This window comes from Lysobacter korlensis (assembly GCF_042434515.1).
In genome coordinates this window covers 106,912-133,834 of record NZ_JBHLTG010000011.1, presented here as the reverse complement: position 1 = coordinate 133,834, position 26,923 = coordinate 106,912, and the positions used below count along the sequence as shown (strand labels likewise).

Genomic DNA, 26,923 nt, shown 5'->3' with positions numbered 1-26,923 from the left:
TCGGTCCGCGGAGCCCGTCAGTCGGTAGGGCGTGCCGTCAGGGAGCCCGCCGCCACCAGTGACGTCGGCAACATCTTCGTGAACGCCACGATCAGCTTGTAGCGCAGGCTCGGCACCGAGACCGCCTTGCCGCGTCGCGCGTCGTCCAGCGCAGTGCGGACCACCCGCGGCGCGTCGAGCCAGAGGAAGCCCGGGATCTGCTCCTTGCGTGCGCCCATCCGCGAATGGAACTCGGTGTGCACGAACCCCGGCGCGACCGCCGACACCTGCACCCCTCGGCTCTTGTAGTACCAATTGGCCCAGCGGCTGAAACTCAGGACCCATGCCTTCGCGGCGCCGTAACTGCCGCGCGGCGTGAATCCAGCGACGCTCGCCACGTTGAGGATGGTGCCGGCACGCCTCGGCAGCATCTGCTGGAGCGCCGCGTGCATGAGCCGCAGCGTCGCCCGCACATGGAGCGCGAGGTGGTGCTCCTCCTGCTCGACGGAGTTGCGCTCGAACTGACCGAGCAGGCCGTAGCCCGCGTTGTTCACGAGGATCGACACGGGACGCTCGGCTGCACGGACCCTCGCCTCCACTTTCGCGAGGCCCGCCGGGTCGGTGAGGTCGGCCGGGATCACCTGGACGTCGACGCCGTAGCGCTCCGTGAGCTGCACGGCACGCTGCTTCAGCCGCTCGGCGTTCCGGGCGACCAGCACCAGGTCGTGACCCGATGCGGCCAGCTGGTTCGCGAATTCGGCGCCCAGCCCGGCCGTCGCTCCGGTGATGAGTGCGCACGGTCGATCCATGCGTTCACGCTACCCGCCAGAGCCTGCGCAGGATCGGACGGCGGCTCAGCGTCGGCGGTAGCGGTTGACCTCGGGGCAGTCGAACGGGTCGCGGGCGGAGAGCCCCACCCGGTTGAGGTAGTCGATGACGATGCCGTAGGAGCGCACGAGCCCCGTCTCGGTGTACGGGATGTTCTCGTTGGCGCAGTGCTCCTTGACGATCTGCCGGGCACGACCGAGGTGCGGACGCGGCATGCTCGGGAACAGGTGGTGTTCGATCTGGTGGTTGAGTCCGCCCATGGCGAGGCTCATCCCGAACCCGCCCTTGATGTTGCGGGAGGTCAGCACCTGCTTGCGCAGGAAGTCGATCTTGGCGCCCTCGGCGATGAGCGGCATGCCCTTGTGGTTCGGGGCGAAGGAGGCGCCCATGTAGACGCCGAAGACGGCAAGCTGCACACCGATGAACGCGAACGCCATTCCGGGGGGAAGCAGGAGGAAGATCGCGGCGACGTAGACGCTGAGGCGGACGCCGATGAGGCTGAGCTCCAGCGCCCGGCCCTCGATCTTGCGTCGCTCGAGCAGAGACGAAATGGACCGGAAGTGAAGGTTCAGGCCTTCGAGGAGCAGCAGCGGGAAGAACAGGTAGCCCTGCTTGCGCGTGATCGCGCGCACGAGGCCCTTCGACTTCGCGGCCTCCTCCTCGACGAAGGAGATGGTGTCCGTCTCGATGTCGGGGTCCTTGCCGACCGTGTTCGGGTTCGCGTGGTGGCGGGTGTGCTTCGTCATCCACCAGGAGTAGCTCATGCCGACGATGCCCGAGGCGAGGATGCGGCCCGCGCGGTCATTGACCTTGCCGGACTCGAACACCTGCCGGTGCGACGCCTCGTGAGCGAGGAACGCGAACTGCGTCAGGATGACACCCAGGGCCGCCGCGATCAGCAGCTGGAACCACGACGGGCCGAGCAGCACGAAGCCGGCGGCGCAGCCGAGCAGCGCGAGAACGAGCACGGAGAACACCGTGATGTAGAAGCCGCGGCGCCGGCGCAGCAGCCCCGCATCGCGCACCGTGGACAGCAGACCGGAGTAGGTGCTCGTCAGTGAGCGGTCACCGGTGATCCGCGGTGAGGTGGTGCGCACCGCGCCGAGCGTCGAGGAGATCGGCGTGATGCGGGTCGAGATGGAGGTCAATTGCGGCCTTCGAGGTCGAGTTCGACTTCTCAGCCGGGGGAGTGCGAGCAACTGCTCTTGCGATGTCTTCAGGGTACCGAGCGCGGCTGTGGATTCGCCCCGCACCGCACCCCGACGGGGATTTTTGCCCGCGGCGGCCGGATATGCAGTATCCTGCGGAAGCAAGTTGTTGTGTTACGCAGGTTAATGGGCGCCGTCCTCCCGTGAGGGCATGCCTTTCTGATGAGCGGATCACGAACACCGCGAAACACGACCCGAGACACGGGTCGTGAGAAATCAGAAAGAGAACAAAATGCCTACAGGTACCGTCAAGTGGTTCAACGCCGACAAGGGCTTCGGCTTCATCGCTCCTGATGACGGAAGCGCCGACGTGTTCGCGCACTTCTCCGCCATCAACGCGTCGGGCTACCGCAGCCTCACCGAGAACCAGAAGGTCGAATTCGAGACCGAGCGTGGCCCCAAGGGCCTCCAGGCCGCGAACATCCGCCCCATCTGAGCATTCCCCGGCTTCCGGCTCCGGCCGGCATCGGGCCGAGCGCCCTCGCCACTCGTGGCGAGGGCGCTTCGCCGTTCCGGGAGCCGAAGCGGCGCGCGATAGCCTGAAGCCCATGCCGTCGCTCGCTCCGCACATCCCGGGTGTGCCGGGCTCCGGAATCCGCCGCATCACCCATCTCGCCGCGCAGCTGGACGGCGTGCGGATGCTGGCGATCGGAGAGCCGGACGTGCCGGTCGCGGCGCACATCGCCGCCGCCGCGAAGGCGGCGTGGGACCGCGACGACACCGACTACGGACCGAACGGCGGGATTCCTGAGCTGCGCGCCGCGATCGCGGAGAAGCTCGCCCGCGACAACAGGCTCACCGTCGACCTGGAGCAGATCTGGGTCACCATCGGGGCGACGCAGGCGCTCCATCAGGCGATGACGCTGCTGCTCGGACCCGGGGACGAGATCCTCATTCCCGACCCGGGCTACACGACCTTCACCATGACCCCCAGCATGCTCGGCGCCCGCCCGGTGCCGTACTCGCTGTCGCCCGACCGCCGCTTCGTGCCGGACATCGACGAGCTCGACCGGCTGGTCAGCGCGCACACCCGAGTGCTGCTGCTGAACTCGCCGTCGAACCCGCTCGGCGCCGTGTTCGGCGAGGACGTGCTGCGGGAGCTGTTGGCGTTCGCCCGGCGACACGACCTCTGGGTGATCAGCGACGAGGTCTACGAGTACTTCACCTACGGCGAGCGACACGTCAGCCCGGCCGCGCTCGACGTGGACGACCGGGTGTTCAGCGTCTTCTCGCTCTCGAAGACCTACGCCATGACGGGCATCCGCACCGGGTACCTCGTCACCCCGCCAGGGTTCGCCGAGATCCTCCGTACGGTGCAGGAGGGGTCGATCAGCTGCGCCAGCACGCCGGCGCAGCACGCCGCGATCGCGGCGATCACGGGAGACCAGTCTCCGGTGGCGGAGGCGCGAGACCACTACCGCGCCAACCTCGACGCGGCGACCGCGCTGCTCGACTCCAGGGGCATCCGCTATCTCACACCCGCCGGCGCGTTCTACCTCTGGATCGACATGAGCTTCGCCTCGGGCGGCGACGTCGATGCCTGGGCTGAGCGGTTCCTGCTCAAGGAGCGGGTGGCGATCGCGCCGGGCAGCGCATTCGGCCGAGGCGGCGAAGGATGGATCCGGGTGTGCGCGGCATCCGCGAAACGGGATCTGCTGGCCGGCCTCGCCGCACTCCCAGTGCCAGACGAGCGCAGCGACTCCGCAACCGAACACGACAAGGTGGCCTCATGACGATTCCCGAACTGCAGCTGAACGACGGCAAGACGCTTCCCGCGATCGGGCTCGGCACCTACGGGCTGAGGGGCCCGGAGGGCATCGAGTCCATCTCGAACGGGATCGCGAGCGGCTACCGGCTGCTCGACACGGCGCTGAACTATCGGAACGAGCGGGAGGTCGGCGAGGCGGTGCGCGGCAGTGGCCTCGACCGCAGCGAGCTGCTCGTCACCACCAAGCTGCCCGGTCGTTCCCACGGCTATGAGGAGACGCTCGCGAGCTTCGAGGAGTCCCGCACGAACCTGGGCCTCGATTACGTGGACCTCTACCTGATCCACTGGCCCCTGCCGCGGGTGGGGAAGTATCTCGACTCGTGGAAGGCGATGATCGAGCTGCGGGACCGCGGCGACATCCGCTCGATCGGCGTCAGCAACTTCACCCCGCGGCTGCTGCAGGAGCTTCTCGACGAGACGGGTGTCGCGCCCGCCGTCAACCAGGTGGAGCTGCACCCGTACTTCCCGCAGGCCGAGCTGCGGGCATTCCACGCGCAGCACGGCATCGTGACCGAGAGCTGGAGTCCCCTCGCGCGCAAGCGGGATGTCGCCGGTGAGCCGGTCGTGCAGGAGATCGCGGCCGCGCATTCCGTGACGCCGATGCAGACGGTGCTGAGGTGGCACGTCCAGGTCGGCGCGCTCCCCATCCCGAAGTCGGCGAACGCCGAGCGGCAGCGGACCAACCTCGACGTGTTCCGGTTCTCGTTGACCGAGGATGAGGTCGCCGCCATCTCGGCGCTCGAGGACGACCGACTCTGGGGCGCCGACCCGGAGACCCACGAGGAGTTCTGACCCCAGCCGGAACCCACGCCGGCCGACACGCCAGATATGCGATCCGAACCTCCTGATGCACAATTGGGGGATGTTCCGTCGTCATCCGCTGCTCAGCGTGGTGACGTTCGTGTATCTCGGCATCGTCGGCTGGCTGACCCTCGGCCCGCAGCCGCTCGATGACGAGGCCAACGGCCTGCTGTTCCGGGTGCTGGAGTATCTGGACCGGAACCCCTCCACGGCGTGGGTGAGCTACAACGGACTGGAGTTCACCGCGAACATCGCGATGTTCGTGCCGGTAGGCCTGTTCTTCCTGTTGCTGCTCGGACGCTCCTCGTGGTTCGTCGCGGTGCTCGCCGGGGTGGGACTCACCTTCGCCATCGAGACGGCACAGCTCTTCCTGCCCGAGCGTGTCTCCGACCCCCGGGATCTGGCCTCCAACTCGATCGGCGCCCTCGTCGGCGTGGTCGCCGCCCTCATCGTCACGACGCCGAAGGCCCGCAGGCTGAAGCGGGAGGCGGCTGAGCGTCGCGCGGCACTGGCGGCAGCTGCGGCACGCGCGGCGCGTGAGCGCTCCGCTGAGGCGCTCGCCGGCCGCACTCGCTGACGGCCGTCAGCCGCGCACGCACTCCCCGGACGGCACCCGCTCCGAAAGCGCCGGCGCCCGGTCGAGCACGTCGCCGACCTCCTGCAGCGTGAGTGCGTAGCCGACGTTCTCCGTGTTCTCGCCACGTCCGAAGATGACGCCGGCGACAGCCCCCTCCTGGTCGAGGAACGGACCGCCGGAGTTGCCCGGATCCACGTCCGCCGCCAGCACGAACACCTGCCGCGCCGACGGGGATTCGCCGTAGATGTCCGGAACGACGATCTGGTCGATCGACACCACCTCGGCCGGGCGGGACGTGAACGGTCCGCCGAACGGATAGCCGTCGACGACCCCGCGGGCGCCGGGTCCGAGGCCCGGGTTGATCGCGAGCGCCGGGGTGGGGAGGCCGGGGACGGCGATCACGGCGAGGTCGTCCACGGGGTCGAAGTAGACGATCCGGCCGGTGCGTCCACCGTCGCCCGGCGCCTCGACCACCGGCTCGTCGACGCCCGCCAGCACGTGCGCGTTGGTGACCACCCGCTCCGGCGCGATCACGAATCCGGTGCCGCTCTGGCTCTGCCCGCACGAGTATGCGGTGCCGCTGATCCGCACCACGGACTGCGCCGCGACGCTCAAGGGTCCGGTGCTGGTGTCGATGTCGGGGATCGGCGGGGGAGCGGCCGGTCCGAAGGCGTCGGCGATGAGCGGCAGGCCCTCCTCGATCGCGAACGAGCGCGCCTGGGCGAGGAACGACTTCACCGGGTCCGGCGTCGTGCCGTCGATCGCACGGACGACACCCGACGACGCGACCGCGGGCGACAGCATCGGGACACCGAGCGACGTGACCCCTGCCGCCAGCACCGACACCACCAGGGCGGCGACGACGACGTTGACGATCGCGCCGAGCGTCCGGTCGAGGGCACGCAGCGGTTGGGCACGCAGGTGCTTGCGGATGGCGTGCCCGAGCGCCGCTCCCACCGAGTGGCCGATGGCGAGCATCACGAGCACCAGCAGCAGCACGGAGAATGCGCGCCACTCCGGTGCCGGCACCAGTCGGCCGATGAACGGGATCGCGAAGTAGGCCGCCATCCCCCCGCCGACCACCCCGACGATCCCGCCGATGCTGCGCATGAGCCCGGTGCGGAACCCGTAGGTCAGGTACCCGATCAGCACGAACACGAGGATCACGTCGATCACGAGCGTGACTGGCACGGTTCCTCCGGGGCGCGTTCGGGTGGCCGTTCGAGCCTACGGCGATTTGATTTCGCCGCGCTGGGAGCAGCCGTCCGGCGCGCCGGGGCGTTCGCGTCCCCCGAACGCCGGACACTCCTTCTGGGGATCGCATCGCTCCACCCCGGTGCCTACGGTGAGTGCGGGGGAAACACGAATGAGCACCACCGTGCGCGAGCACACCACGCCGGAGCAGCAGTCGACGGAACCGGTTGCGACGCCCGCCCGGGGAACCGCGACACGAGCAGACGCGACAGCGCTGCACGCGGGCCGCGGCACGACGTACGGCATGGTGCGCGAGTGCCTGCGCGTGCAGGCCTTCGCTCGGCCGCGGACCCGGTTCTCGCGGTTTCTCGGAATGAGTCCGCTGCATCCCGAGGCCCGGAACGCGTACGAAGCCGCACTCGACGAGCTCGCCGTTCGCGAGGAGCTCCAGAAGCTCGGCTCCGAGTGGACCGTGCTGTCGGGCGTTCCCATCGGAGCCCACGACGACGACGTCGATCACATCGTGCTCGGGCCCGGCGGTATCTTCAGCATCAGCGTCAAGCACGCCGCGGACGCAACCGTGTGGGTCGGCGGCCGCAGCGCGGTTGTCGGCGACCAGCCGGTCGACTTCGTGCGCCGCGCGCAGTCCGAGGGTGCCAGCGCGGCTCGCAGCCTCTCGAACGCAGCAGGCGGCCCGGTGCAGATCACCCCGCTCCTGGTGGTGAGCCGCCCGGCGAGCCTCACCCTCCGGGACCCCGGCGTCGCCGTCGTCGCGGCGAAGGGGCTCGCGACGTGGCTGCGGCGTCAGCGCCGGGTGCATTCGCCCGAGGCGGTGGCGTACTACGCCATGGTCGCCGCGGAGCCAGACACCTGGAACCTCGAACCCGCCCTCGTCGAGGACACGCTGCGCGATCTGCAGCGCTTCGACCACCTTCGGCATGATGTGGAGGCGGCGGCAGTCCGCCGCCGTGCACTCCGGGTCGCCTCCGGGGCAGGGCTTCTGGCTGCCCTCGCGGGAGGACGGACCGCCGCGTCGTCCCACCTGCGTGCACTTCGCCCGGCTGGGGCGCGAGCGCCACGCTGAGACCTCCCGCCTGAACCGGGGTCGCCGCCGTTCGGACTTCTTCCGAGTGGCACTTGCGCAAACCGGTTTGCGCGGTCAGTATGGCCGCAACGCAGGTCGAGTGGGACCTGGATCCCAGCAAAGAGGCAAACCGGTTTGAGCGAGCACGAGGTCGGCGAGATCGCGCCGCGGCAGGAAACGCGATCGGTGCCTGCGACGATCCAAGCGGTCGCCCGCGCCGCCGGTGTGAGCAAGACGACCGTGTCGCATGTGATCTCGGGCAACCGTCCGGTCTCCACGACGACGCGCCGCCGCGTCGAGCGGGTCATGGACGAACTGGGGTTCCGGCCCAACTTCTTTGCCCAGGCGCTCACCAAGAACCGAAGCAAGACGATCGCGCTCATCGCGCAGGACATCACGAATCCCTTCTATCCGGCGCTCGCACGTGGGCTTCAGGGTGCGGCCGCCACAGAGCAGCATGTCGTGATGCTCTTCGACGCCGGCGCAGGGGAGCGGCTGACCCACGCATTCCTCGAGGAAGCGGTGCAGCGACGGGTCGACGGCGTCGTGCTGGCGGTCGCTCTGGTCGACGGCGACCTCCGCCAGCTGACCGATGCCGGCATCCCCGTCGTCGCGGTCGGGTCAGGCCTCAGCGACGTGCTGACGGACTGGGTTTCGGCGGACGACCGGCAGATCGCGGTCGATGCGGTCCGATACCTCACCTCCCGGGGACACTCCAGGCTGGCGACCATCACCGGCCCGCCCGCGGCCGAGCCGGGCGCGGGCCGGCTCGAGGGCTTCGAGCGTGCGCTTGCGAACGCAGGCCGTACACCCGATCCGCGGCTGATCGTGGCCGGCGACTGGACCCGAGACGGCGGTGCGCGAGCGATGAGGCAGCTGCTCGAGTTGCCGGACCGGCCGAGCGCCGTCTTCTGCGCCAACGACCTCATGGCGATCGGGGCGGTGGATGCAGCGCGTTCGGCAGGGCTCGATGTCCCGCGGGACGTCGCGGTCGTCGGCGTCGACGACATCGACGCGTCGAGCCTCGTGAGTCCCGCCCTGACGACGGTGCGGATCCCTGCTCAGGCAATCGGCCGGGCCGCAGGCGAGCTCCTCCTCGATCGGATCGCGGGGCGCGCCGGTCCTGCAGTCCGGCATGTCCTCGTACGCCACTCCCTCATCCAACGCGATTCGGCCTAGGAGGCCTGCACATGCACGACGTCCTGAACCCGAGGGACCTGATTCCCGATGAAGCGGAGCAGCTTGCTCACAGCGGGTATCCCGCTCAGGGACTTCTGGCCGACGCGACGACGGCGGCGGGAACCGGTGATCTCGACGCGCTGCACGACATCGCCCGCCGGCTGGCCGCGCTCCGTCCTTCACCCGGGTGGCCGTACCTCGAGTCGGACGATGACGAGACGCTCGACCTGCTCGCCGCGGCGGCGCCGGAGATCACGGTCGATCCCGCTGAGCTCGCCGGGCGCATCCACGGCGCCTGGCTCGGGCGGTGCGTCGGCAACACGATGGGCAAGCCCGTCGAGGGCCTGACGCGCGACGAGGTGAAGACCTACCTCCGCGCGGCCGGGCAGTGGCCGCTGCGCGGGTACGTCCGGCTCATCGAGCCCCTGCCCGCCGGGGTCAGCCACCTCCACGAGTCCGCTCCGGATGCATCGGATGGTCGATTCGAGGATGTGCCGAGAGACGACGACATCGACTGGACAATCCTGGGCCTCGCCATGCTCGAGGAGCACGGCAAGCACCTCTCCACCGAGGCGATCGCCAGGGCGTGGCTCGACCGGCTGCCGTTCACGCAGACCTTCACCGCCGAACGTGCCGCGTATCGGAATCTCGTCGGCGGCGTCCCCATCTCGATGGTGGCCCGCGTCGAGAACCCCTACCGGGAGTGGATCGGCGCACTCATCCGGGGAGACATCTTCGGGTACGTCAACCCAGGCCGGCCCGCTGACGCGGCAATCGCGGCGCGGGTCGACGCCCGGCTCAGCCACACGCAGAACGGCATCTTCGGCGAGCTATGGGCTGCCGCGCTGGTGGCGGCGGCGCTCGGCCTCCGCGACGCTGAGCCGGCCCTGCGCGCCGCGCTGTCCGTGATCCCCCCGCGCTCGCGGCTGGCTGAGTCCCAGCGGCAGCTTCTCGACCTCCGGTCCTCAGGCGCCACCGCCGACGAGGCCCTCGACTGGATCGACAGCACGCTCGGCCACTACAACTGGGTGCACACCGTCAACAACGCCGCGCTGATCACGCTCGGCCTGCTGTGGGGCGAGGACTTCGTCAGCACGGTGGCGCTGACGATCTCCGGAGGCCGGGACACCGATTCGGCCGGCGCCACCGCGGGCAGCGTGTACGGGGCACTGCACGGCGTCGGCGCCATCCCCGACGAGCTCGTCGGCACCACGCATGTCCGCGTGCGAAGCGCCGTCCGCGGTTTCGACCGCGTCGAGATCCGCGAACTGGCGAACCGCACGATGGATCTGATCGGAGGCGACAAGTGACCCCGATTCCCGTCATCATCGATACCGACCCGGGGCTGGGCGAGCCGGGCAGCGACATCGACGACGGGCTCGCCATCGCCCTCGCGCTGCGGTCGCCGGAGCTCCGGGTGATCGGGCTCACGGTGGTCAACGGGAACGTGGACGCGATCACGGGCACGGACGTCGCGCGCAGGCTGACCCGTCGGCTCGAGGTCCCGGAACTTCCGGTGCTGCTCGGTGCGCAGGCACCCCTGCGGCGCGACATGGCACCCGTGCGTGCCCTTTTCGACGCCGTGCTCGGCGGCGGCGTCGAGTCGCGGCCACCGGCGTTCGGCCCGACAAGTGATGAGCACGCCGCCGACTTCCTGGTGCGCACCGCCGCCGAGCTCCGGGGCGAGCTGACCGTCGTCGCCATCGGTCCGATGACGAACCTGGCGCTGGCGATCCAGCGTGACCCCGCGTTCGCGAGCAACGTGCGTGAGCTCGTCCTCATGGCCGGGAGCGCCACGACCTATGCGCAGAACATCACCGTCGTGGGCGACTTCAACGCTTACGTCGATCCGGAGGCGCTCGACATCGTCCTCGGAAGCGGCGCGGCGATCCGGATGGTCGGGCTCGATCAGACCTCGAGGGTGATCCTCACCCGCGACGACGCGACGCTGATGCGGGATTCCCGCGACGAGTTCGGCGAATGGGCGGCTGACTGCGCCGACGCGTGGATCGACTACCTCGGTCGCGCGTTCCCGAACCGCCCCGAGCACCGGGACGGCTGCTTCCTTCACGATCCGCTGGTGATCGCCGCGGTCACACACCCAGACTTCCTCACCTGGCAGCCGGCCAGCGTGCAGGTGGAGACCGAGAGCGAGCTCGCGCGCGGGCTCGTTGTCGCCGACCGCGGGCTCGCCCTTGAGCCCGCGGGACCCCAGAACGCGACGGTCGCCGTCGATACGGCTGTGGAGAACTTCCGTCGCGTGTTCCTGGAGCGCATGAGCGCTTCCGAGTTCCCTGTCCCTTCCAAGCACAACAAGGAGTAATCACATGGCTGTTCACAAAGGAGTGAGGCGTTCGCTGCGAGCGGGTGCCGTCGCGATGGCAGGGGTGCTGGCCTTGGCCGCATGCGCCGGAGGCGGTGGTGAGGGCCCGGGTGCCGGTCCGTCCGAAGTGACGGATCCTGCAGAGCCGATCACGATCACGTACGCCGGGGCTGCCTACGCTGCCGATCAGATCCAGCCCGTGCTGGATGCCTTCGAGTCGGAGCATCCGAATATCAAGGTCGAGTACGAGTCGGTTCCTTTCGACGACTTCAACAGCGTCCTCGCCGCCCGGCTGACGAACGCGAGCGACGCCATCGACGTCTTCGATGTCGATATGCCCCGAACGGACGCGTATGTCGCCCGCGGCTGGCTGGCCGACCTGACCGCGACCTTCCCCGACCTGGCCGACTCGGTCGATCCGGGAAGCCTCGAGGCGGCCACGGTGGACGGAAAGCTCGTCACCATGCCCTACCAGACGTCGACGAACATCATGTACTACAACAAGGACCTCCTCGAGGCCGCCGGAGTCGACTTCCCGTCGGCCGACCCGGCGGATCGGCTGACCTGGGAGGTGGTGGAGGAGCAGGCCACCGCGGCGCAAGAAGCCGGTGCCACCTATGGCATCGTCTTCGACCAGATCGACCGCTACTACCAGCTCGAGCCGCTCGCCATCAGTGCCGGCGGCGGCCCGGGCGCCACGGGCGAGATGAATCTCGACCCAGACGTGGCGAACGACGGCTGGGTGAAGGCCTTCGACTGGTATGGCGGCCTCTTCGAGAAGGGCCTGTCGCCCCGTGGGGTTGCGGTGGCCGAAACGCCGGAGATCTTCGCCGGCGGACAGACTGCCTTTTACGTCGGCGGCCCTTGGTGGGCTGGGATGTTCGTCGCCGATCCGGAGCTCGACTTCGGCGTCGCACCCTTCCCCGCCTTCGAGGGCGGCGAGCCGTCCACGCCGACCGGTGGATGGTCGCTTGGGCTCAACCCCAAGGCCGACGAGGAGCGGGCGAACGCTGCCGCCGTCTTCATGAAGTTCATGGGGCTCGACGACGGCGGCTACGCGCAGTACCTCTCCGCACTGGCGGTGCCGCCGTCGAACCTGGAGGGCGGCGTGAAGTTCTACGAGTCTGAGGCGTTCGCCGACCCCCGGATGGCCGGGGTGGTGGACCTAATGAAGTTCGAACTGGAGAACACCTCGACGCTCCGGCTGCAGACCGTCGGCTACGTGGAGTTCGAGGACGTCATGACGCGCACGTTCAGTGACATCATCAATGGCGCTGACGCAGGCGAAGCGCTTGCCACGGCCGAGTCGGAACTCGACGAGGCATGGGAATCCTTCCGCTGATCGACCAGAAGGGTGTGGCGGGGCGCGAGTCCCGCCACACCCCGGAGATGGACATGACCCCTTCGGTCGATCGTGCGCGTCCGCGGCGCAATCCGGGAACCCGACGCCGCTATTCGGGAACCCGACGCAACACCCTCGCTGCCGCTGCCTTCCTGGCGCCGACGCTCGGGCTCATCGTCCTCCTGCGGATCGTTCCCACCGGCGGGGCGGTGAGGGACTCGATGCGGCAGGGGCTCCCTGGCAGCCTCGCCGAGCCCGACTTCGTCGGCTTGGAGGTCTTCACCGAGCTCTTCCAGTCCGCGAGATTCTGGCAGTCGGTGCAGCAGACGCTCATCTTCAATGTGATCGTCAACCCGCTGCAGATCATCCTCGCGCTGGCGCTCGCGGTGCTCCTCACCAGAGGCCTGCCCGGAACGGGACTGTGGCGGACACTGATCTTCCTGCCGGCGGCCGTGCCGCTCGCGGGCTCGACGATCGTCTGGGGCATCGCGCTGCGCCCAGACGGGCCCGTCAACGGCGTGCTCGCTCTCTTCGGCGTCCCACGACAGCCGTGGTTTACAAGTCCAGACCAGGTGATCCTGGCGCTCATCATCCTCGCCAGCTGGATCGGCATCGGCTACTGGATGATGTTCCTCATCGCCGGGCTCAACGACGTGCCCCAGGTGTACTTCGAAGCGGCGCGGATGGATGGCGCAGGTCCGGTCCGCACCTTCTTCTCGGTCACCTTGCCCATGCTCCGGCGACCGATCCTGTTCGTGCTCGTCGCAGACACGGTCGCGAACTTCGTGCTCTTCGCTCCGGTGCAGATCCTGACCAGCGGTGGACCGGAGCGTCAGTCGAACTTCCTGATGTACGACATCTTCCACCGCAGCTTCGAGCTGAGCGACCCATACACGGCATCGGCGCAGCTCGTGATCCTGCTGCTGCTCATGATCGCGATCGTGGTCGTGCAGTTCCGTCTGCTCGGGTCGACGGAGGGCGAGGAATGAGAACGACAAGACGCGGCAGAGTCGGTCGCGGGGTGCTCACCGGTCTCGCCGCACTCATCTCGCTGCTGTTCCTGCTCCCCGTCGTCTGGCTGATCGCGAGTGCGTTCCGGACGAGCAGGGAGACCTTCGCCAGCAGTGCGCCGCTCACCTGGAACGTGCTGTGGCCGAAGGAATGGACGTTCGTCAACCTGGAGTCGGCGGCCGATGCCGGCTTCCTCACGAACCTCGGGAACTCCTTGCTGGTCGCGGGTGTCACGGTGGTGGTCGGCCTGATGGTGAGCGCCATGGCGGCCTTCGCCCTCGCGGTGATCCCGTTCCGCGGCAGGGCGACCACCTTCGCGATCGTGGTGCTGAGCTTCCTGGTGCCGTTCGAGGCGATCGCCATTCCGCTCGCCCGGACGTTCTCCGACTGGAACCTCACCAACACCCTGCTTGCGCTGATCCTCCCGGGCCTCGGGAACGGGCTTGCGGTCTTCACACTTCGGCAGTTCTTCCTCGGTGTGCCGCACTCTCTTGCGGAGGCCGCTCATCTCGACGGCGCCGGCTGGTGGCGGATCTTCCGGGATGTCTACCTGCCCCTTTGCCGTCCCGCTCTGATCGGCGCGGGACTCATCCTGTTCCTCTTCCAGTGGCAGGCGTACCTCTGGCCGATCCTGGTGATCTCCCGGCAGGAGCTCGATCTCGCCCCCGTAGCGATCGCGAAGTCGTTCGGAGCGTTCACGACAGACTATGGTCGTGTGTTCGCAGAGACCGCGGTGCTCGCGGTCATCCCCGCGATCGTTCTGCTTGCATTGCAGCGGTTCTTCATCACCTCGGTGGCGAGCACCGGGAGCAAGGAGTGAGATTCGTGAGTGTTCTGGTCGCCGTCGTCGGCTCCGCCAACCTTGACCTCGTTGCCCGCACCGCGCGCATCCCCGAACCAGGGGAGACGGTGCTCGGCTCCGCCTACTCGGAGCACCACGGCGGGAAGGGTGCGAACCAGGCGGTGGGTGCTGCGCGGGCCGCCCCGACGGCGTTCGTGGGATGCGTCGGCACGGATGAGCCGGGGCAGCGCACTCGCACGCACCTGGCCGACCGCGGTGTGGCGACCGACGAGCTCCGCACGGTGCAGGGCGAGACCGGCCGGGCCGTGATCACCGTCGCCGACGACGGGGAGAACAGCATCGTCGTGCTGCCGCTCGCGAACCACGCCGTCACTCCCGACCAGGTGCGGGAATCGCTCGACCGGCTCCAGCCCGAGGTGGTGCTGTGCCAGCTCGAGATCCCGATCGAGTCGGTGACCGCGGCCGCCGAATGGTGCGAGCGCGCCGGCAAGCGGTTCCTGCTGAACCCGTCTCCGGTCGCCGAGGTGCCTGAGCACGTGATTGCGCTCGCCGACCCGCTGCTCGTGAACCGCGGCGAGGCCGTGGCGCTCGCCGGCGGCTCAGAGGACCAGCCGCTCCGCGACGCGCTTGAGGCGCTGCGCGGCAGGGCCCGGTCGCTGGTCGGAACGGATGGCGCCCGCGGGGCTCTCGTGAGCGAGCCCGAGGGCTTCGCCGAGGTGCCGGTCGAGCCCACCCGCGCGGTCGACACGACGGGCGCCGGGGACGAGTTCGCAGGCACCCTCGCCGCGGCGCTCGCCTCGGGTGCATCGCTAGGGGAGGCCGCCGTCGCGGCGAGCCGCGCCGCATCCGCCCTCATCGCGATCCAGAGGGAGCTTCGCTGAGGCGGCAGCAACACTCGCGTGTCGCCCGACACGCGCAGCAAGAGAAGAGGAGCAATGATGCTTTCAAGATCGGCAGCTCTGCGGTGCGCCGCCGTTGCGCTCGCTACAGCACTCGGTTCGGGTGCGCTGCTCGCCGTGGGGGGACCGGCCTCGGCTGATCCTCTCTCGCCCAATACGGGTGCCCGCGGAACGACGTCGGGGAATCCCAGCGCCGGTACGGGAGGGGACATCTTCTATGTGGACGCGTCGTCCGGCAGCGACGGCAACAGCGGGCTCAGTTCGTCCGCGGCGTGGAGAACCCTGGCCCGGGTCACCACGGCCACCTTCGGACCGGGAGACGTGATCGCGTTCAGGCGAGGACAGTCCTTCACCGGTTCGGCCACGATTGCGGAGAGCGGCACGACATCCAACCCGATCTCCGTGACCGCATACGGCTCGGGAAGCAGTCCGGTCCTCACGAATCCCGGTTCGTGGAACATGCTCGTCCTCGCCGGGGCGAACATCACCGTGACGCACCTGACATTCGACGATGGCGTCGTGTTCGACAACAGCGACGGTCAAGGCATCCGTGGACCGAAGTACGAGCTGAGCGGCGCGATCGCGGTGACGAGCAACGGCACGAACGCGCACATCTCGGACAACGTGTTCACCGACGTGGGCGTGGGCGTCAAGACGTACGGCTTCGGCTCCAAGGTGCTGCACAACACGTTCCGTGACCTGAGGATCGCATTCAGGGGAATGGACAGCGGGAGCGAGACGTCGTACGGAGCGCTCGGCGTTTCCGCCAACAACAGCAACATTGAGATCGCGTACAACGATTTCATCAATTGCCGCAGCACCAACAGTCCCTACGGCGCAGACGGCGGCGCGATCGAGATCGAGGGCTTCGCCCACGACAAGGACAACATCACGATCCATCACAACTATTCGCGGGGGTCGCAGGGGTTCGTCGAGGTGACCGAGACGACATCGTCCGGTGTCGTCATCCGGAACAACGTCAGCGACGACTACCAGCAGTTCGTCGCCTGGGACACCACCACCCATCCGACCGGCTATCTGGCGGTCAACAACACGGTGGTCCGGCGGCACTCTTCCGGGCTCTCCCGACTGTTCGACATCTACTACTACCGCGAACCGGGGCCGGCTCCGTCCGCGGACTGGATCACGATCAGGAACAACATCTTCTACACACCGAACCGCTCGACGCTCGGAGTGTTCGACTTCCCGCACGACCACAACTTGTTCTACGGGGGCACCAATCCGGTCGGCTTCCCGCTCGGCAGTGGAGACCTGATCAGCGACCCGCGCTTCGTCAACTTCGCATCGGGCGATCTCCGGCTATCGGTCGCGAGCCCGGCGGTGGACAACGGCGCCGCGGCCGGGTCGAGCACAGATCTCGATGGCAATGCCACCGGGATCGGTGCCGGCTCCGATATCGGGGCGTTCGAGAGGCAGGCGGCGCCGACGTTCGGCGCGAACGCGGTGGCTGACGGTGGGTTCGAGTCTCAGCTCACGGTGACCGCATCCTCGTCTCCGTGGAATTCACAGGGCTCCCTGTCGTATGGGGTGGACGTGAACGCCGGGAAGGCGAGGTCCGGCCAGGACAACGGATGGATCGCAACCTCAGGTTCGTCGTCGTGGGGTGCGCTTCGCCAGACTGTCGCGGTCACGCCGAACACCAACTACCGGATGACCGCGTGGGTTCGGAACTCTGGCAACTTCGACCAGGCGTGGATCGGGGCGAAGACGATCGGTGGCGCGGTACTGAACGAAGTGAGACACGGGAAGGCGCCGCAGTACAACCGCTTCACCGTGACGTTCAACAGCGGCTCGAACTCGAGCGTCGTGCTGCACGTCGGATTCTGGGGAGTCAATTCCACCGCTTGGGAGCAGATCGACGACGTCGCTCTCCAGGCGTTCTAGGCGATCGGCGGAGGGGCAGGCGGACGCGTTGCTGCCCGCCCCTCCGCTGCCCGGCCCCGACGGTCCCTCGTTCGAAGCCGGCGGTGCCCTGACTCTGGCAGGCCGAGCCGACAGGTTGGCGGGATGCGGGATGGTCGGTTCCGCGCCGGGGGAGTAGACCGGGAGCATGGCAGACGAACGATCGGACGACCTCATCCGCTGGATGGAGAGCTACCTCCGCGCCTGGACCTCGAACGCGCCGGACGACATCCGCGCCCTCTTCACCGCGGACGCGCGCTATTTCACCGACCCCTGGACCGACCCGTGGAACGGGCAGGACGCCATCGTCGAGCAGTGGATCGCGCGCGACGATGAGGCCGGCACGTGGGAGTTCTCCTGGTCTCCGGTCGCCGTGACCGACGAGGTCGCCGTCGTGCAGGGCGAGACCCGGTACAAGGACGGCAGGACCTATTCGAATCTCTGGCTGATCCGCCTCGACCCGGATGGCCGGGCGCGCGAGTTCACCGAGTACTGGATGGATCAGGCCGACCCGTCCTGAGCGCTCCGCCGGAACGCCAGCCGGCAGCAGGATCGCCGCCTCAGCGATACGAGGCGCCCGTCGCCGCGAGCGCCTCATCCCACGGCGTCGCCCGCACGCCGAGCAGTCGTTCCGTCTCCGTCGAGTCGACCAGGAACGGCCGGGTGAACTGGTACTCCATCCGCATCACCTCACGGATGTCCGGCGCGAACCGGGCGAGGGTCGCCATCAGCGGCCTCGGGTACGGCCGCACGCTGTCGTTGCCGCCGAACCGCTCCTTCACCTGGGCTGCGATCGTCGTGCGGGGGAGCGAGGAGGAGTGCGGCGGGTGCCAGGCCCGGCCCCACTCCCCGGCATGATCCGCCGCCGCGACCAGCGTGCGAACGATATCGGGCAGATACGCCCAGCTGTGCTCGAGCGTGGGATCGCCGACTACGCGCGCAGTCCTGCCGGCGAGGAGCGGCTCGAAGAACCGCGACCCGAGGTGCGCGCTCTTGCCGGCGTCGGGCCCGAAGTAGTCGCTCGCCCGCACCTCGGCGACGCGAAGACGACCGCCGTCGTGGGCCGCCTTCAGTCGCCTCCAGCCGTCGGCGCGGATTCGACCCTTCGGCTCGGTCGCCGCCAGCGGGTCGCCCTCCCGCATCGGGTCATCGACCGCCCCGTACGCGTAGACATTGCCCATCACGACGACGTCTGCGCCCGTCCGTTCGCCGGCGGCGATCACCGACTCGAACGCCGGCGGCCACTCCGCGGCCCACGCCGGGTATGGCGGATTCGTGCACAGGAAGACCGTGTGCGCACCGCCGGCGGCGCGAGTGACGGCGTCCGCGTCCTTGACGTCCAAGCGGACCGGGGTGGTGCCACGGAGCGCGGTCCCGCTCCGGGTCGCAAGCCGGACGTCGTCGCCCCGCTCCACGAGCCGCTGGGCGAGGAGGCCGCCGACGGCGCCCGCTCCGATCACCAATCGTGTCGACATGGAGGCGTCCTTCCGAGCGTCGTTCTGATGGGTCGATCAGGTCAGGAGAGCGGAGCACCGGCGAGTGGGCGGTCGGGCGTCGTCGGGAGCGGTTCGGCATGCCAGGAGCGCACGGCCGCGCCGACGACGAGTGCCGCGGCGGCGAGAGCGGCCGCGAACAGGATGAGGCCGGCGACGAGGACGGGTCCCTCGGGGCGCACGATGGGCTGCCCGAGCAGCGCCTGGGCGGTGAGGAGTGCCAGCACGCCGGCGTAGAGGCCGATCGCGACCCACATCAGCCGGGCCCGCACCTGAGGCTCGCGCAGCACCCGGATCCGGCGTGCCGCAAGCTCCAGCACGATCGCGGCCAGCGGGATGAGCTGCAGGGCGTGCATCCCGACGAAGTGGGGGATGCGCAGGTCTCCGGCCTCGGTGCTCCAGCCCAGCAGGAACAGACCGGCACCACCATCCGCAGCGCCCACGGTGTGCGCGCCCGCGATGCCCTGGAAATCATCGAGCTGCTGCGCCGTCGGCGACGTCATCAGGAAGCCGAGCGCCATGCCGACGATCGCGATGCCGAGCCCGGCTCGAACGGCCAACGTGCGTGCCCGATCACCCAGCGCAGCGCGGAACAGCACCCCGGCGATGACCAGCGTGGCCAGCCACACCAGCACGATCGAGGTCGCCATGACGCTCCACAGCGTGGTCGCCAGCGGAGTGGCGACGTTGAAGTGGCTGCGGCCCCCGGTCGCCGCGACCCCGACGATGATGACGAGCTCCACCGTCAGGAACACAGCGGCGACCGTCGCGGCCGCGCCGACCACGCGGCGCCCCCGCCGCACCAGGCCGATCAGCCAGGAGAGCGTGACCGAGTAGATGAGCACCGAGAGGGCGAACTTCAACGGCTTCGCCCAGAGCGGCGCACCATCGAGCGTGCGCTGGTCGACGAAGAGCGCGATGGTGCAGACGACGGCGAGTATCGCCATTGCCGCGGCGAGCCAGTGGAGAGGACGCGAGCCGCCGCTCAAGGCCGATGTGGACGGTCGGACCGGTGTCGCAGGATGCTGGAACATGTCACTCTCCTGAGTGCTTCACGGGTGTTCGGTGTCGGGGGTGGGAAGATAGCGGACGGCTGAGATGTGCTCCTGGGCCGCGCGCCGGAGGCCGGAGAACAGCGCATCGCCGAGGGCGGTGCCGACGACGATGATCTCCGCCTTGGCCTCGCGGCCGTCCCGTGCATCCACCTCGTCGAGGTCGGCCTCGGCGACCTGCAGTGCGGCGGCGGCGTAGCGTTCCACCCAGCCGCGCAGATCCGTCTGCCCCGCGCGCTCGAAGGCCAGGAGGGCGCGCGCAGCGGTGAGGCGTCCAGGGTTCTCGGGATGCACCCGCCAGCCGGGCGTGGCCGCGTCGACGGCGTCGAGTGCGTGCTGCGGAACGTCCTGCGGGTCGATCCGCTCCGAGACCGACTGCTGTGCGACACCGAAGGTGTGCTCCACCGGGAGCTCGGAGTCGATGGCGTCCAGCACCTGCCCGGCGGCCGCGACCGTGATGCCGCCGACCTCGATGAGCGCGCGGATCAGGCGCAGTCGCCGCACATGGGAATCGCTGTACTCGGCCTGGTTCGGCACGGTGACATCGCCGCGCGGCAGCAGGCCCTCTCGCAGGTAGAACTTGATCGTCGGGACGGGAACGCCACTCGCCGCACTCAGAGCCGCCATCTTCATGGCGGATAGCTTAGCTATCGGATAGCAACACTGTCCATAGCTGCGCGAGCGGACATGCTCGGCACGGGGCGGCTACCGCTCCGTCCGGGCGATCCGCTCGGCCTCCCGGCGGGCGTTGCGGATGCGGTCCGCCTCGGCGGCCTCCACCGGGGTCGGCGCCGTGCCTCCGAGGTGGCGGGGCTGCCACCACTGGCCGGTGCCGTCCACCGGATACTCCGCCTGCAGCCGATCCACCATCCGCTGCATCGTCGAATGGAGCTCATCCGTCACGGCCCGTACGTCCGCGCCACCGGCCACCTCGATCGGCGCACCGAAGCAGAAGTGCACCGGCACCCCGAAGCGGTCACGGCCCGCGATCTTGCGGTTCTTCGTCAGCAGCCGATGACCACCCCATCCGGCGACCGGGATGAGCGGAACGCCCGCCTCGGCGGCCAGCCGGGCGGCGCCGGTCTTGAGGTCCCGCACCGTGAAGGATGCACTGACCCCAGCCTCCGGGAAGACGCCCACCAGCTCGCCGGTCTGCAGCGCCTTCAGGGCCGCACGGTACGCCTCCGCTCCGGCGGCCATGTCGACCGGGATGTGCCGCATGCCGCGCAGCAGCCAGCCGACGCCAGGCTTCTCGAAGACGCCCCTCTTCGCGAGGAAGCGGACGTGGCGGCGGTTGTGGCGCCAGACCATCCACTCGGCAAGCGCGAACTCCAGATAGCCGAAGTGCGTCATCGCGAGCACCGCGCCACCGGCATCCGGCAGATGCTCGGCGCCCGATGCATGCGGCTTCAATCGCCAGAAGCGGAAGAGTCCGAGCCCGGCGGCGATCGCGGTGGAGTAGACGGGGTCGAAAGGTCGCCGCATCCGGTCAGCGTAGAGATCGCTTCCTGAGCGCTCGCCCGAGGCAGCGCTCACAGCGCCTGCCGCTGCGCGATCAGCGGGCAGAAGAACGGGTCTCGCTCCCCGAGGCCGACCCGGTTGATGTAGCGCAGCACGATGCCGTACGACTCGAAGAGCCCGGTCTGCTTGTATGCGACGCCGTGCTTCTCGCAGTAGTCGGCCACGATCACGGACGCCTTGCGGAGATGCGGCCTCGGCATCGACGGGAACAGGTGATGCTCGACCTGGTAGTTCAGCCCGCCCATGGCCACGTCGACGAAGCGGCCGCCGCGGATGTTGCGGCTCATCAGCACCTGGCGGCGCAGGAAGTCGAGTTTGAGATCCTTCGGCACCAACGGCATCCCTTTGTGGTTCGGCGCGAACGACGCGCCCATGTAGAACCCGAACAGCCCGAGCTGGACGCCCAGGAACGCGAACGCGATGCCGGGGGAGAGCACGAAGAACACGAGGGTCACGAAGCCGCCGACCCGGATGAGGAGAAATGCGAGCTCCACCCACCGGCGGTTCACCGGCTCCTTCTGCAGCAGCCGCTTGACGCTCGCCGCGTGCAGCGACAGTCCCTCGAGCAGCAGGATCGGGAAGAAGAACACGCCCTGGTGGGCGATGAGCCACGAGGTCAGGCGGTTGCGTCGCTTCTCCACCTGCGCAGGCGTGAAGGAGATGACCGGCAGCTCGATGTCGGGGTCGGCGCCCTCCTTGTTGGGATTGGCGTGGTGGCGGGTGTGCTTGTGCTGCCACCAGCCGTAGCTGAGACCGACGAACAGGTTCCCGAGCACCATGCTGATCCAGTCGTTCCACTTGCCCGACCGGAAGATCTGCCGGTGCGCCGCGTCGTGGGCGAGGAACGCGACTTGCGTGAACAGCACTGCGAAGAGCGCCGCCGTGATGAGCTGCCACCAGGTGTCGCCGATCAGCACGAAGGCGGTGATGCTGGCGGCGAGGACGAGCGGCACGGCCACGAGCTTCGTCCAGTAGTAGCCGTAGCGCCGGCGCATGAGACCGGAGTCCTGGATGTGCTTCGCGAGTTCGGTGAACTCGCTGTTCCCCCGCGGCTTGGTCGCGCGGACGGCGCCGGCTGCGGGATTCTCGATGGTCGTCATCTCTGCCTCGGTGTCCTGCTCGGCTCGCGCTTCGCGAGCGTTCGGGTCGGGCCACCGGGGTCTGGGGCGTTCCGATGTCACGATATGCAGGTATTCGGAGCGGGTGGCCGCGCCGGAGGATGCTCGCAGGGCGTTCACGGCGAGTACGCGGGCAGGGTCAGGGAAGCGGTCGGCCGAGGAAACGCCAGGTCTCCCGTCGCGGGCCCGGCTAACGGCCCCGCAGCAGACCGAGGAGCATCCGCTGGAGCGTCGCGCGCAGCTCGTCCGTCACGGCCCGCACGTCCTCCGCCCGCTGCATGGCGATCGGTTCGCCGAACGCCACGGAAACCGGCGACCGTGAGCCTTGGCTGTCCCGTGGATCGTCCCGGGCGATCGGCTCGCACCAGACGACCACGGGAACGAGGGGAACATCGGCCTCCACCGCGAGCCGGGCGGCGCTCACCCGGAGCTCCCGCACAGCGAGCGGGTCGTCGCCGCCGGCCTCCGGGAACAGCGCCACCAGCTCTCCGTGCCGCAGCGCCACCAGCGCCTCCGCGTAGGCCTCCGCGCCTGCCGTGAGGTTCACGAAGATGCGGCGGAGCGGGCGGAACAGGCCGCCCGCGTCCGGCTCCTCGATCCGGCCGTTCAGCACCAGGCACTGGATGCGCCGCCGGCTGTGCCGCCAGACGGCCAGCTCGACGAACGCCAGCTCCCGGTGAGCGAAGTGGGTCATGGCCAGAACCGCTCCGCCGGTCCGCGGAACGTGCGTCAGGCCGGTCGTCTCGAGATCGCGCCCGTGGCTGCGCGTGTGCCAGACGCCGGCGCCCAGTCGTTGCGGTGTGCGGTCGATCGTGGTCATGCTGGCCTCGCTGCGTTCGTCGGACCGGAAACCCGGCAGCGAACTGCACGGCTCCAGTTCTGGGTCCCACGCTCCGCTCGCTGTGCCGGGTATTCGGTACCCCACGCCGGGCCGATGTGGGCTCACAGACAGTTCACGGGTGCGCCGGTTCCCGGCCGACCGCTGCGTGGCCTGGTGGCGGGCCCTCTCTGATAGGCTCGGTCAGTTGCCGTCGAACGGCCGCGGACAAAGAGCGCCGCCTCATCGGGAGGCCGGCACCGCGCAGCGAGAGAAAGGGGATCCCATCTATGGCACTTGATGCAGATGTCAAGAAGGCGATCATCGAAGAGTACGCAACCCACCCCGGTGACACCGGATCCCCCGAGGTTCAGGTCGCAATGCTGACCCGTCGGATCAAGGACCTCACCGAGCACCTCAAGGAGCACAAGCACGACCACCACTCGCGTCGTGGTCTGCTGCTCCTCGTCGGTCAGCGTCGACGCCTGCTGGGGTACCTGCAGGACATCGACATCAACCGCTACCGGTCGCTGATCGAGCGCCTGGGGCTGCGCCGCTGACCTCCGTCAGCTGCTCGCGCTGATACCGCGAACTTCTTGCAGACGGGCCGTTCCCTTCGGGGAGCGGCCCGTTCTGTGCTTCCGGCGACTCGGCATCGGGTCGGGGTGCCGGCCGGCCCGTACGCTGGGCGGCATGGTTCGCGCTGTCCGTTTCGACCGCTTCGGGAATGCGTCCGTGCTGTATCTCGCCGAGGTGCCGCTGGTGGAGCCGGGCGCGGGGCAGGTGCGGGTCCGGATGCGTGCGGCAGGCCTCAATCCCGTCGACTACAAGATCCGTCGCGGGACCTCGCGCTACCGCGTCACGCCGCCGGCGCCCGCGGGACGCGAGCTGGCGGGCGTGGTCGATGCGGTCGGCGCCGGTGTCGAGCGGCTGGACGTCGGCGACGAGGTGTTCGGCACCATCCCGACCGGCGCGTTCGCCGACGCGGTCACGCTCGAGGAGACGTACTTCGCCCGGAAGCCGGACGCCGTGCCGAGGGAAGTGGCGGGCGGGCTCGCCCTCGCCGGGCAGACGGCCTGGGACGCGCTCGGCTCACAGCCCCTGCGAGCCGGACAGACCGTCGTGGTCAGCGCCGCGGCGGGCGGCGTCGGATCGATCCTCGTTCAGCTCGCCGTGCTTCGCGGAATCCGGGTGATCGGCACGGCGAGCGACGCCAACGCCGAATGGCTGCGCTCGGTCGGGGGAATTCCGGTGCGCTACGGCGACGGACTCGCCTCGCGCATCCGGGATGCGGCAGAGGGGCACCCGATCGCCGCGGTCTTCGACCTGCACGGACCGGAGACCATCGAGGCGGCCCTCGAGCTCGGCGTGCCGCCCGAGCACATCAATACCAACGCCACCGACCCGACCGCCTACGGGATCCGCGGCGTCGGCCGCGGACCCACCAGCGTCCCCACGCTGGACCGGCTCGCCGAACTGGTCGCGGAGGGCAGGCTCACCGTGCCGATCGCCGCCGTCTATCCGCTCGACCGAGTGCGTTCGGCGTTCGAGCGGCTGGAGCAGGGCCACCTTCGCGGCAAGATCGTGCTGGTTCCCTGAGGTCCGACGGGCCGACGTCAGAGCTCGATCGGCGCGTGCTCCTCGGCCAGCAGCTCCCGCACCCGCGGCACGACCTCGGTGCCGTAAAGCTCGATGCTGTGCATCATGTTGGCGTGCGCGAGGGGGCCGGCGCTGTACTTCAGGTCGAATCGATCGACGCCGAGCGTGCGGATGGTGTTGGCCATCTTCTGCGCGACGGTCTCCGGCGAGCCGACGTAGAGGGACCCGTGGGTGATCTCGTGCTCGAACTCGTCGCGGCCCATCGGGGGCCAGCCGCGCTCCTTGCCGATCCGGTCGCGCATCGCCTTGTACGGCGAGAACAGCTCCGCGCGCGCCTGCTCGTCGGTGTCGGCGAGGTAGCCAGGGGAGTGCACGGCGATCGGGAGCGGCTCCGTCTCGAACTGCGCCAGCGCACGCCGGTACAGGTCGGCGTAAGGCAGGAACCTGGCGGGGTCGCCGCCGATGATGGCCAGGGTGAGCGGCATCCGATACCGCGCCGCGCGCACCACCGACTCCGGACTGCCGCCCACGCCGATCCAGACCTTGAGCCGGCCGCTCTCGGTGGTCGGGTACACCCGCTGATCCACCAGGGGCGTGCGGAAACCGCCCTCCCAGGTCACCGGCTCCTCCGCGAGGAGCGCCGCGAACAGGTCCAGCTTCTCGTTGAAGAGCTCCTCGTACTGGCCGAGGTCGAACCCGAACAGCGGGAACGACTCGGTGAACGACCCACGGCCGAGGATGACCTCGGCGCGGCCGTTGGAGACCGCATCCAGCGTTGCGAATCGCTGGTACACCCGGATGGGGTCATCCGAGCTCAGCACGGTGACCGCGGAGCCCAGATGGATGCGCTCGGTCCGGCCGGCGATCGCGGAGAGCACCACATCCGGCGCAGACACCGCGAAGTCCGCCCGGTGATGCTCACCCACACCGAAGAAGTCGAGGCCGACCCGGTCCGCGAGCACCCCTTCCTCCACCACATCCCGCAGCACCTGCGGGTGCGGCACCGGCGTGCCATCCGGGGCGTGCGTCACGTCGCCGAACGTGTCGACTCCGAACTCGACCTGCTGTGCCACTGCGTCCTCTGCCATCCTGTCCTCCCGGCCGTTTGGGTCACTTCCCCCGCCAACGCGTTCGGCCGTCCGCTCATTCCCCGGGCGGCTCCTCGAGCTCCAGCTCGTCTTCCTTCTCGTCCGTGCCATGGGTGCGGCGGCGCGCCTGACGGACCCCCACCTCCTCGAAGAGCAGCACCCCGAGCAGCAGCGCGTTGGCCACCCAGGTGTGCAGCAGCGGGCTCGACGTCGGCCAGGCCAGCGGCACCAGCACCGCGAGCGCCGTCAGCGGGAGGATGCCCACAAGGTGCGACGCCAGCGGGAACGTGCCGGTCGACTTCTTGAACCAGAGGTTCCCGAGCAGGTAGATCGCCGGGGCGGCGTAGACGAGCAGCGGTGTGAGACCGTCGGTCGCCTCGAGCGGGTGCGCGAGCACCAGCTCGTCCGCCACAGCGACCAGCACCACGCCGAAGACCAGGACGACGTGCACGTACGTGTAGCTGTACCGCGCCACCTGCACCGGCTCGTCGGAGTCCTCCATGAACTTCCTGCCCCGCCGCTCGGCGCGGTTGAAGTACACCAGCCAGAGCAGGATCGCGCCGGTGAACGCGGCCAGGAATCCGCCCACCGCCTCGGGCGTGATCTCGTGCTCGGCGAAGAACCGGCCGGTGACCAGCAGCGACTCACCGATCGCGATGATCATGAAGAGCGCCGTCCGCTCCGCGAGGTGTCCGGAGGCCAGATCCCAGACGTCGGCATCGCTGTCCTCGAACCACGGGAGCTTGTAGCGGAGGCTCGCGGCGGCGTATTCGATGCCCACGGCGAGTGCCCAGAGTCCCAGACGGACGGTGGGATCCTCGAGAACTCCTCCGACGATCCAGAACACCCCGGAGATCCCGAACCACACGGTGAGGCGGCGCAGGTTCGAGGCGCCCCCCGGGTTGTGCCGCGCCATGGCGAACGCCGCGAAGAGCGTGCGTCCCATCTGCATCGCCACGTACGCGAGCGCGAAGAGCAGACCGCGCCCGTCGAAGGCTTCGGGGATGGAGGTGCTCATCAGCAGGCCGACGAGCATCAGCACCAACAGCATCCCGCGGATCGGACCCGTCTCGGGGTTGAGCCAGTTGGTGATCCACGCGGTGTAGACCCACACCCACCAGAGGGCGAGCAGGAGCACCGCCGCATGGAGCAGCCCGAGGACCGGCTCGCCATCCTCGATGGAGACGACGAGGGCGTGCGCCACCTGGGTGACGGCGAGCACGAAGACGAGATCGAAGAACAGCTCGACGAAGGAGGCGCTCTCGCCGCCCTTCGTCGCCGCGCGCGATACGTCGGTGCGGAGTCCGATCTGCATGG

28 protein-coding genes are annotated in these 26,923 nt (G+C 69.1%); 16 read left to right on the top strand and 12 right to left on the bottom strand.

Features of this window, described 5'->3' with window-relative positions:
• Positions 1-17 precede the first annotated feature (17 nt).
• Entirely contained in the window at positions 18-788 is a 771-nt protein-coding gene (locus ACFFGH_RS30585) for an SDR family NAD(P)-dependent oxidoreductase (RefSeq protein WP_386675996.1), read from the bottom strand.
• A 45-nt stretch (positions 789-833) separates the two neighbouring features.
• Positions 834-1,955, bottom strand: a complete 1,122-nt coding sequence (locus ACFFGH_RS30580) for a fatty acid desaturase family protein (protein ID WP_386675994.1) — start codon at positions 1,953-1,955, stop codon at positions 834-836.
• Between the two features lie 292 nt (positions 1,956-2,247).
• On the opposite strand from ACFFGH_RS30580, the gene ACFFGH_RS30575 reads away from it, so the two are divergent.
• The 4 genes from ACFFGH_RS30575 to ACFFGH_RS30560 all read left to right on the top strand — a co-directional run bounded on the left by ACFFGH_RS30575 (position 2,248) and on the right by ACFFGH_RS30560 (position 5,161).
• Positions 2,248-2,451, top strand: coding sequence for a cold-shock protein (locus ACFFGH_RS30575; protein WP_386675992.1), 204 nt, complete (start codon positions 2,248-2,250; stop codon positions 2,449-2,451).
• Between the two features lie 112 nt (positions 2,452-2,563).
• A complete protein-coding gene (locus ACFFGH_RS30570) occupies positions 2,564-3,748 on the top strand; it encodes a pyridoxal phosphate-dependent aminotransferase (protein ID WP_386675990.1) in 1,185 nt (394 codons plus the stop codon).
• Positions 3,745-4,575, top strand: coding sequence for an aldo/keto reductase (locus tag ACFFGH_RS30565; protein WP_386675988.1), 831 nt, complete (start codon positions 3,745-3,747; stop codon positions 4,573-4,575). Before ACFFGH_RS30570 ends, ACFFGH_RS30565 begins: the two co-directional genes overlap by 4 nt.
• Positions 4,576-4,645: 70 nt before the next feature.
• On the top strand, positions 4,646-5,161 hold the full coding sequence (locus ACFFGH_RS30560) for a VanZ family protein (RefSeq protein WP_386675986.1): 516 nt from the start codon (positions 4,646-4,648) through the stop codon (positions 5,159-5,161).
• A gap of 6 nt (positions 5,162-5,167) precedes the next feature.
• On the opposite strand, the gene ACFFGH_RS30555 is transcribed toward ACFFGH_RS30560, so the two are convergent.
• Positions 5,168-6,352 carry a MarP family serine protease gene (locus tag ACFFGH_RS30555; protein WP_386675984.1) on the bottom strand — a complete coding sequence of 395 codons (1,185 nt, stop codon included), beginning with the start codon at positions 6,350-6,352 and terminating at the stop codon, positions 5,168-5,170.
• 175 nt (positions 6,353-6,527) lie between these two features.
• Here ACFFGH_RS30555 and ACFFGH_RS30550 point away from each other — a divergent pair, with 175 nt between their 5' ends.
• The 8 genes from ACFFGH_RS30550 to ACFFGH_RS30515 all read left to right on the top strand — a co-directional run bounded on the left by ACFFGH_RS30550 (position 6,528) and on the right by ACFFGH_RS30515 (position 14,977).
• Entirely contained in the window at positions 6,528-7,439 is a 912-nt protein-coding gene (locus ACFFGH_RS30550) for a nuclease-related domain-containing protein (protein ID WP_386675982.1), read from the top strand.
• A gap of 135 nt (positions 7,440-7,574) precedes the next feature.
• On the top strand, positions 7,575-8,618 hold the full coding sequence (locus tag ACFFGH_RS30545) for a LacI family DNA-binding transcriptional regulator (RefSeq protein WP_386675980.1): 1,044 nt from the start codon (positions 7,575-7,577) through the stop codon (positions 8,616-8,618).
• 11 nt (positions 8,619-8,629) lie between these two features.
• The gene (locus ACFFGH_RS30540) at positions 8,630-9,928 is read left to right on the top strand and encodes an ADP-ribosylglycohydrolase family protein (protein ID WP_386675978.1); all 1,299 of its coding nucleotides are present in this window, start codon (positions 8,630-8,632) and stop codon (positions 9,926-9,928) included.
• Entirely contained in the window at positions 9,925-10,941 is a 1,017-nt protein-coding gene (locus ACFFGH_RS30535) for a nucleoside hydrolase (RefSeq protein ID WP_386675976.1), read from the top strand. Before ACFFGH_RS30540 ends, ACFFGH_RS30535 begins: the two co-directional genes overlap by 4 nt.
• Before the next feature lie 4 nt (positions 10,942-10,945).
• A complete protein-coding gene (locus ACFFGH_RS30530; protein WP_386675974.1) occupies positions 10,946-12,283 on the top strand; it encodes an ABC transporter substrate-binding protein in 1,338 nt (445 codons plus the stop codon).
• Positions 12,265-13,272 (top strand): carbohydrate ABC transporter permease, encoded by a 1,008-nt coding sequence (locus tag ACFFGH_RS30525; protein ID WP_386675971.1) that lies wholly within the window; start codon positions 12,265-12,267, stop codon positions 13,270-13,272. Before ACFFGH_RS30530 ends, ACFFGH_RS30525 begins: the two co-directional genes overlap by 19 nt.
• Complete coding sequence (locus tag ACFFGH_RS30520; RefSeq protein ID WP_386675969.1) at positions 13,269-14,114, top strand: carbohydrate ABC transporter permease; 846 nt, start codon at positions 13,269-13,271, stop codon at positions 14,112-14,114. The genes ACFFGH_RS30525 and ACFFGH_RS30520 overlap by 4 nt, the downstream gene beginning before the upstream one ends.
• Before the next feature lie 5 nt (positions 14,115-14,119).
• The gene (locus tag ACFFGH_RS30515) at positions 14,120-14,977 is read left to right on the top strand and encodes a ribokinase (protein ID WP_386675967.1); all 858 of its coding nucleotides are present in this window, start codon (positions 14,120-14,122) and stop codon (positions 14,975-14,977) included.
• A gap of 233 nt (positions 14,978-15,210) precedes the next feature.
• Here the strand turns inward: ACFFGH_RS30515 and ACFFGH_RS30510 are convergent, their stop codons facing one another.
• Positions 15,211-15,456 carry a hypothetical protein gene (locus ACFFGH_RS30510; protein ID WP_386675965.1) on the bottom strand — a complete coding sequence of 82 codons (246 nt, stop codon included), beginning with the start codon at positions 15,454-15,456 and terminating at the stop codon, positions 15,211-15,213.
• Here ACFFGH_RS30510 and ACFFGH_RS30505 point away from each other — a divergent pair.
• Positions 15,455-16,900, top strand: coding sequence for a choice-of-anchor Q domain-containing protein (locus ACFFGH_RS30505; RefSeq protein WP_386675963.1), 1,446 nt, complete (start codon positions 15,455-15,457; stop codon positions 16,898-16,900). The genes ACFFGH_RS30510 and ACFFGH_RS30505 overlap by 2 nt on opposite strands.
• A 166-nt stretch (positions 16,901-17,066) precedes the next feature.
• A complete protein-coding gene (locus ACFFGH_RS30500) occupies positions 17,067-17,438 on the top strand; it encodes a nuclear transport factor 2 family protein (RefSeq protein ID WP_386675961.1) in 372 nt (123 codons plus the stop codon).
• A gap of 40 nt (positions 17,439-17,478) precedes the next feature.
• Here ACFFGH_RS30500 and ACFFGH_RS30495 read toward each other — a convergent pair whose 3' ends face one another.
• The 6 genes from ACFFGH_RS30495 to ACFFGH_RS30470 form a co-directional block, all read right to left on the bottom strand.
• The gene (locus ACFFGH_RS30495; protein WP_386675959.1) at positions 17,479-18,393 is read right to left on the bottom strand and encodes an NAD-dependent epimerase/dehydratase family protein; all 915 of its coding nucleotides are present in this window, start codon (positions 18,391-18,393) and stop codon (positions 17,479-17,481) included.
• Between the two features lie 41 nt (positions 18,394-18,434).
• Positions 18,435-19,445 carry a hypothetical protein gene (locus ACFFGH_RS30490; RefSeq protein WP_386675957.1) on the bottom strand — a complete coding sequence of 337 codons (1,011 nt, stop codon included), beginning with the start codon at positions 19,443-19,445 and terminating at the stop codon, positions 18,435-18,437.
• An 18-nt stretch (positions 19,446-19,463) separates the two neighbouring features.
• Positions 19,464-20,096, bottom strand: a complete 633-nt coding sequence (locus tag ACFFGH_RS30485; RefSeq protein ID WP_386675955.1) for a MerR family transcriptional regulator — start codon at positions 20,094-20,096, stop codon at positions 19,464-19,466.
• Positions 20,097-20,168: 72 nt separating this feature from the next.
• The gene (locus ACFFGH_RS30480; RefSeq protein ID WP_386675953.1) at positions 20,169-20,948 is read right to left on the bottom strand and encodes a lysophospholipid acyltransferase family protein; all 780 of its coding nucleotides are present in this window, start codon (positions 20,946-20,948) and stop codon (positions 20,169-20,171) included.
• Between the two features lie 47 nt (positions 20,949-20,995).
• Positions 20,996-22,084, bottom strand: a complete 1,089-nt coding sequence (locus ACFFGH_RS30475; protein ID WP_386675951.1) for a fatty acid desaturase family protein — start codon at positions 22,082-22,084, stop codon at positions 20,996-20,998.
• 208 nt (positions 22,085-22,292) lie between these two features.
• Positions 22,293-22,922, bottom strand: a complete 630-nt coding sequence (locus ACFFGH_RS30470; RefSeq protein WP_386675948.1) for a lysophospholipid acyltransferase family protein — start codon at positions 22,920-22,922, stop codon at positions 22,293-22,295.
• Between the two features lie 287 nt (positions 22,923-23,209).
• Here ACFFGH_RS30470 and rpsO point away from each other — a divergent pair, with 287 nt between their 5' ends.
• Together rpsO and ACFFGH_RS30460 are read left to right on the top strand one after the other, a co-directional pair.
• A complete protein-coding gene (rpsO, locus tag ACFFGH_RS30465; protein ID WP_386675946.1) occupies positions 23,210-23,479 on the top strand; it encodes a 30S ribosomal protein S15 in 270 nt (89 codons plus the stop codon).
• A 133-nt stretch (positions 23,480-23,612) separates the two neighbouring features.
• Positions 23,613-24,518 carry an NADP-dependent oxidoreductase gene (locus tag ACFFGH_RS30460; protein WP_386675944.1) on the top strand — a complete coding sequence of 302 codons (906 nt, stop codon included), beginning with the start codon at positions 23,613-23,615 and terminating at the stop codon, positions 24,516-24,518.
• Positions 24,519-24,535: 17 nt separating this feature from the next.
• On the opposite strand, the gene ACFFGH_RS30455 is transcribed toward ACFFGH_RS30460, so the two are convergent.
• On the bottom strand, positions 24,536-25,606 hold the full coding sequence (locus tag ACFFGH_RS30455; protein ID WP_386675942.1) for an LLM class flavin-dependent oxidoreductase: 1,071 nt from the start codon (positions 25,604-25,606) through the stop codon (positions 24,536-24,538).
• Positions 25,607-25,661: 55 nt separating this feature from the next.
• Positions 25,662-26,921, bottom strand: coding sequence for a low temperature requirement protein A (locus ACFFGH_RS30450; protein WP_386675940.1), 1,260 nt, complete (start codon positions 26,919-26,921; stop codon positions 25,662-25,664).
• Between the last annotated feature and the right edge of the window lie 2 nt (positions 26,922-26,923).

Excerpts from the sequence above, each read along its gene's own strand:
- ACFFGH_RS30585 (WP_386675996.1), bottom strand. The coding sequence starts at position 788 with ATGGATCGACCGTGCGCACTCATCACCGGAGCGACGGCCGGGCTGGGC.
- ACFFGH_RS30575 (WP_386675992.1), top strand. The coding sequence starts at position 2,248 with ATGCCTACAGGTACCGTCAAGTGGTTCAACGCCGACAAGGGCTTCGGC.
- ACFFGH_RS30570 (WP_386675990.1), top strand. The coding sequence starts at position 2,564 with ATGCCGTCGCTCGCTCCGCACATCCCGGGTGTGCCGGGCTCCGGAATC.
- ACFFGH_RS30565 (WP_386675988.1), top strand. The coding sequence starts at position 3,745 with ATGACGATTCCCGAACTGCAGCTGAACGACGGCAAGACGCTTCCCGCG.
- ACFFGH_RS30560 (WP_386675986.1), top strand. The coding sequence starts at position 4,646 with ATGTTCCGTCGTCATCCGCTGCTCAGCGTGGTGACGTTCGTGTATCTC.
- ACFFGH_RS30550 (WP_386675982.1), top strand. The coding sequence starts at position 6,528 with ATGAGCACCACCGTGCGCGAGCACACCACGCCGGAGCAGCAGTCGACG.
- ACFFGH_RS30540 (WP_386675978.1), top strand. The coding sequence starts at position 8,630 with ATGCACGACGTCCTGAACCCGAGGGACCTGATTCCCGATGAAGCGGAG.
- ACFFGH_RS30530 (WP_386675974.1), top strand. The coding sequence starts at position 10,946 with ATGGCTGTTCACAAAGGAGTGAGGCGTTCGCTGCGAGCGGGTGCCGTC.
- ACFFGH_RS30525 (WP_386675971.1), top strand. The coding sequence starts at position 12,265 with ATGGGAATCCTTCCGCTGATCGACCAGAAGGGTGTGGCGGGGCGCGAG.
- ACFFGH_RS30520 (WP_386675969.1), top strand. The coding sequence starts at position 13,269 with ATGAGAACGACAAGACGCGGCAGAGTCGGTCGCGGGGTGCTCACCGGT.
- ACFFGH_RS30505 (WP_386675963.1), top strand. The coding sequence starts at position 15,455 with ATGCTCGTCCTCGCCGGGGCGAACATCACCGTGACGCACCTGACATTC.
- ACFFGH_RS30510 (WP_386675965.1), bottom strand. The coding sequence starts at position 15,456 with ATGTTCCACGAACCGGGATTCGTGAGGACCGGACTGCTTCCCGAGCCG.
- ACFFGH_RS30500 (WP_386675961.1), top strand. The coding sequence starts at position 17,067 with ATGGCAGACGAACGATCGGACGACCTCATCCGCTGGATGGAGAGCTAC.
- ACFFGH_RS30495 (WP_386675959.1), bottom strand. The coding sequence starts at position 18,393 with ATGTCGACACGATTGGTGATCGGAGCGGGCGCCGTCGGCGGCCTCCTC.
- ACFFGH_RS30490 (WP_386675957.1), bottom strand. The coding sequence starts at position 19,445 with ATGTTCCAGCATCCTGCGACACCGGTCCGACCGTCCACATCGGCCTTG.
- ACFFGH_RS30485 (WP_386675955.1), bottom strand. The coding sequence starts at position 20,096 with ATGAAGATGGCGGCTCTGAGTGCGGCGAGTGGCGTTCCCGTCCCGACG.
- ACFFGH_RS30480 (WP_386675953.1), bottom strand. The coding sequence starts at position 20,948 with ATGCGGCGACCTTTCGACCCCGTCTACTCCACCGCGATCGCCGCCGGG.
- ACFFGH_RS30475 (WP_386675951.1), bottom strand. The coding sequence starts at position 22,084 with ATGACGACCATCGAGAATCCCGCAGCCGGCGCCGTCCGCGCGACCAAG.
- ACFFGH_RS30470 (WP_386675948.1), bottom strand. The coding sequence starts at position 22,922 with ATGACCACGATCGACCGCACACCGCAACGACTGGGCGCCGGCGTCTGG.
- rpsO (WP_386675946.1), top strand. The coding sequence starts at position 23,210 with ATGGCACTTGATGCAGATGTCAAGAAGGCGATCATCGAAGAGTACGCA.
- ACFFGH_RS30460 (WP_386675944.1), top strand. The coding sequence starts at position 23,613 with ATGGTTCGCGCTGTCCGTTTCGACCGCTTCGGGAATGCGTCCGTGCTG.
- ACFFGH_RS30455 (WP_386675942.1), bottom strand. The coding sequence starts at position 25,606 with ATGGCAGAGGACGCAGTGGCACAGCAGGTCGAGTTCGGAGTCGACACG.
- ACFFGH_RS30450 (WP_386675940.1), bottom strand. The coding sequence starts at position 26,921 with ATGCAGATCGGACTCCGCACCGACGTATCGCGCGCGGCGACGAAGGGC.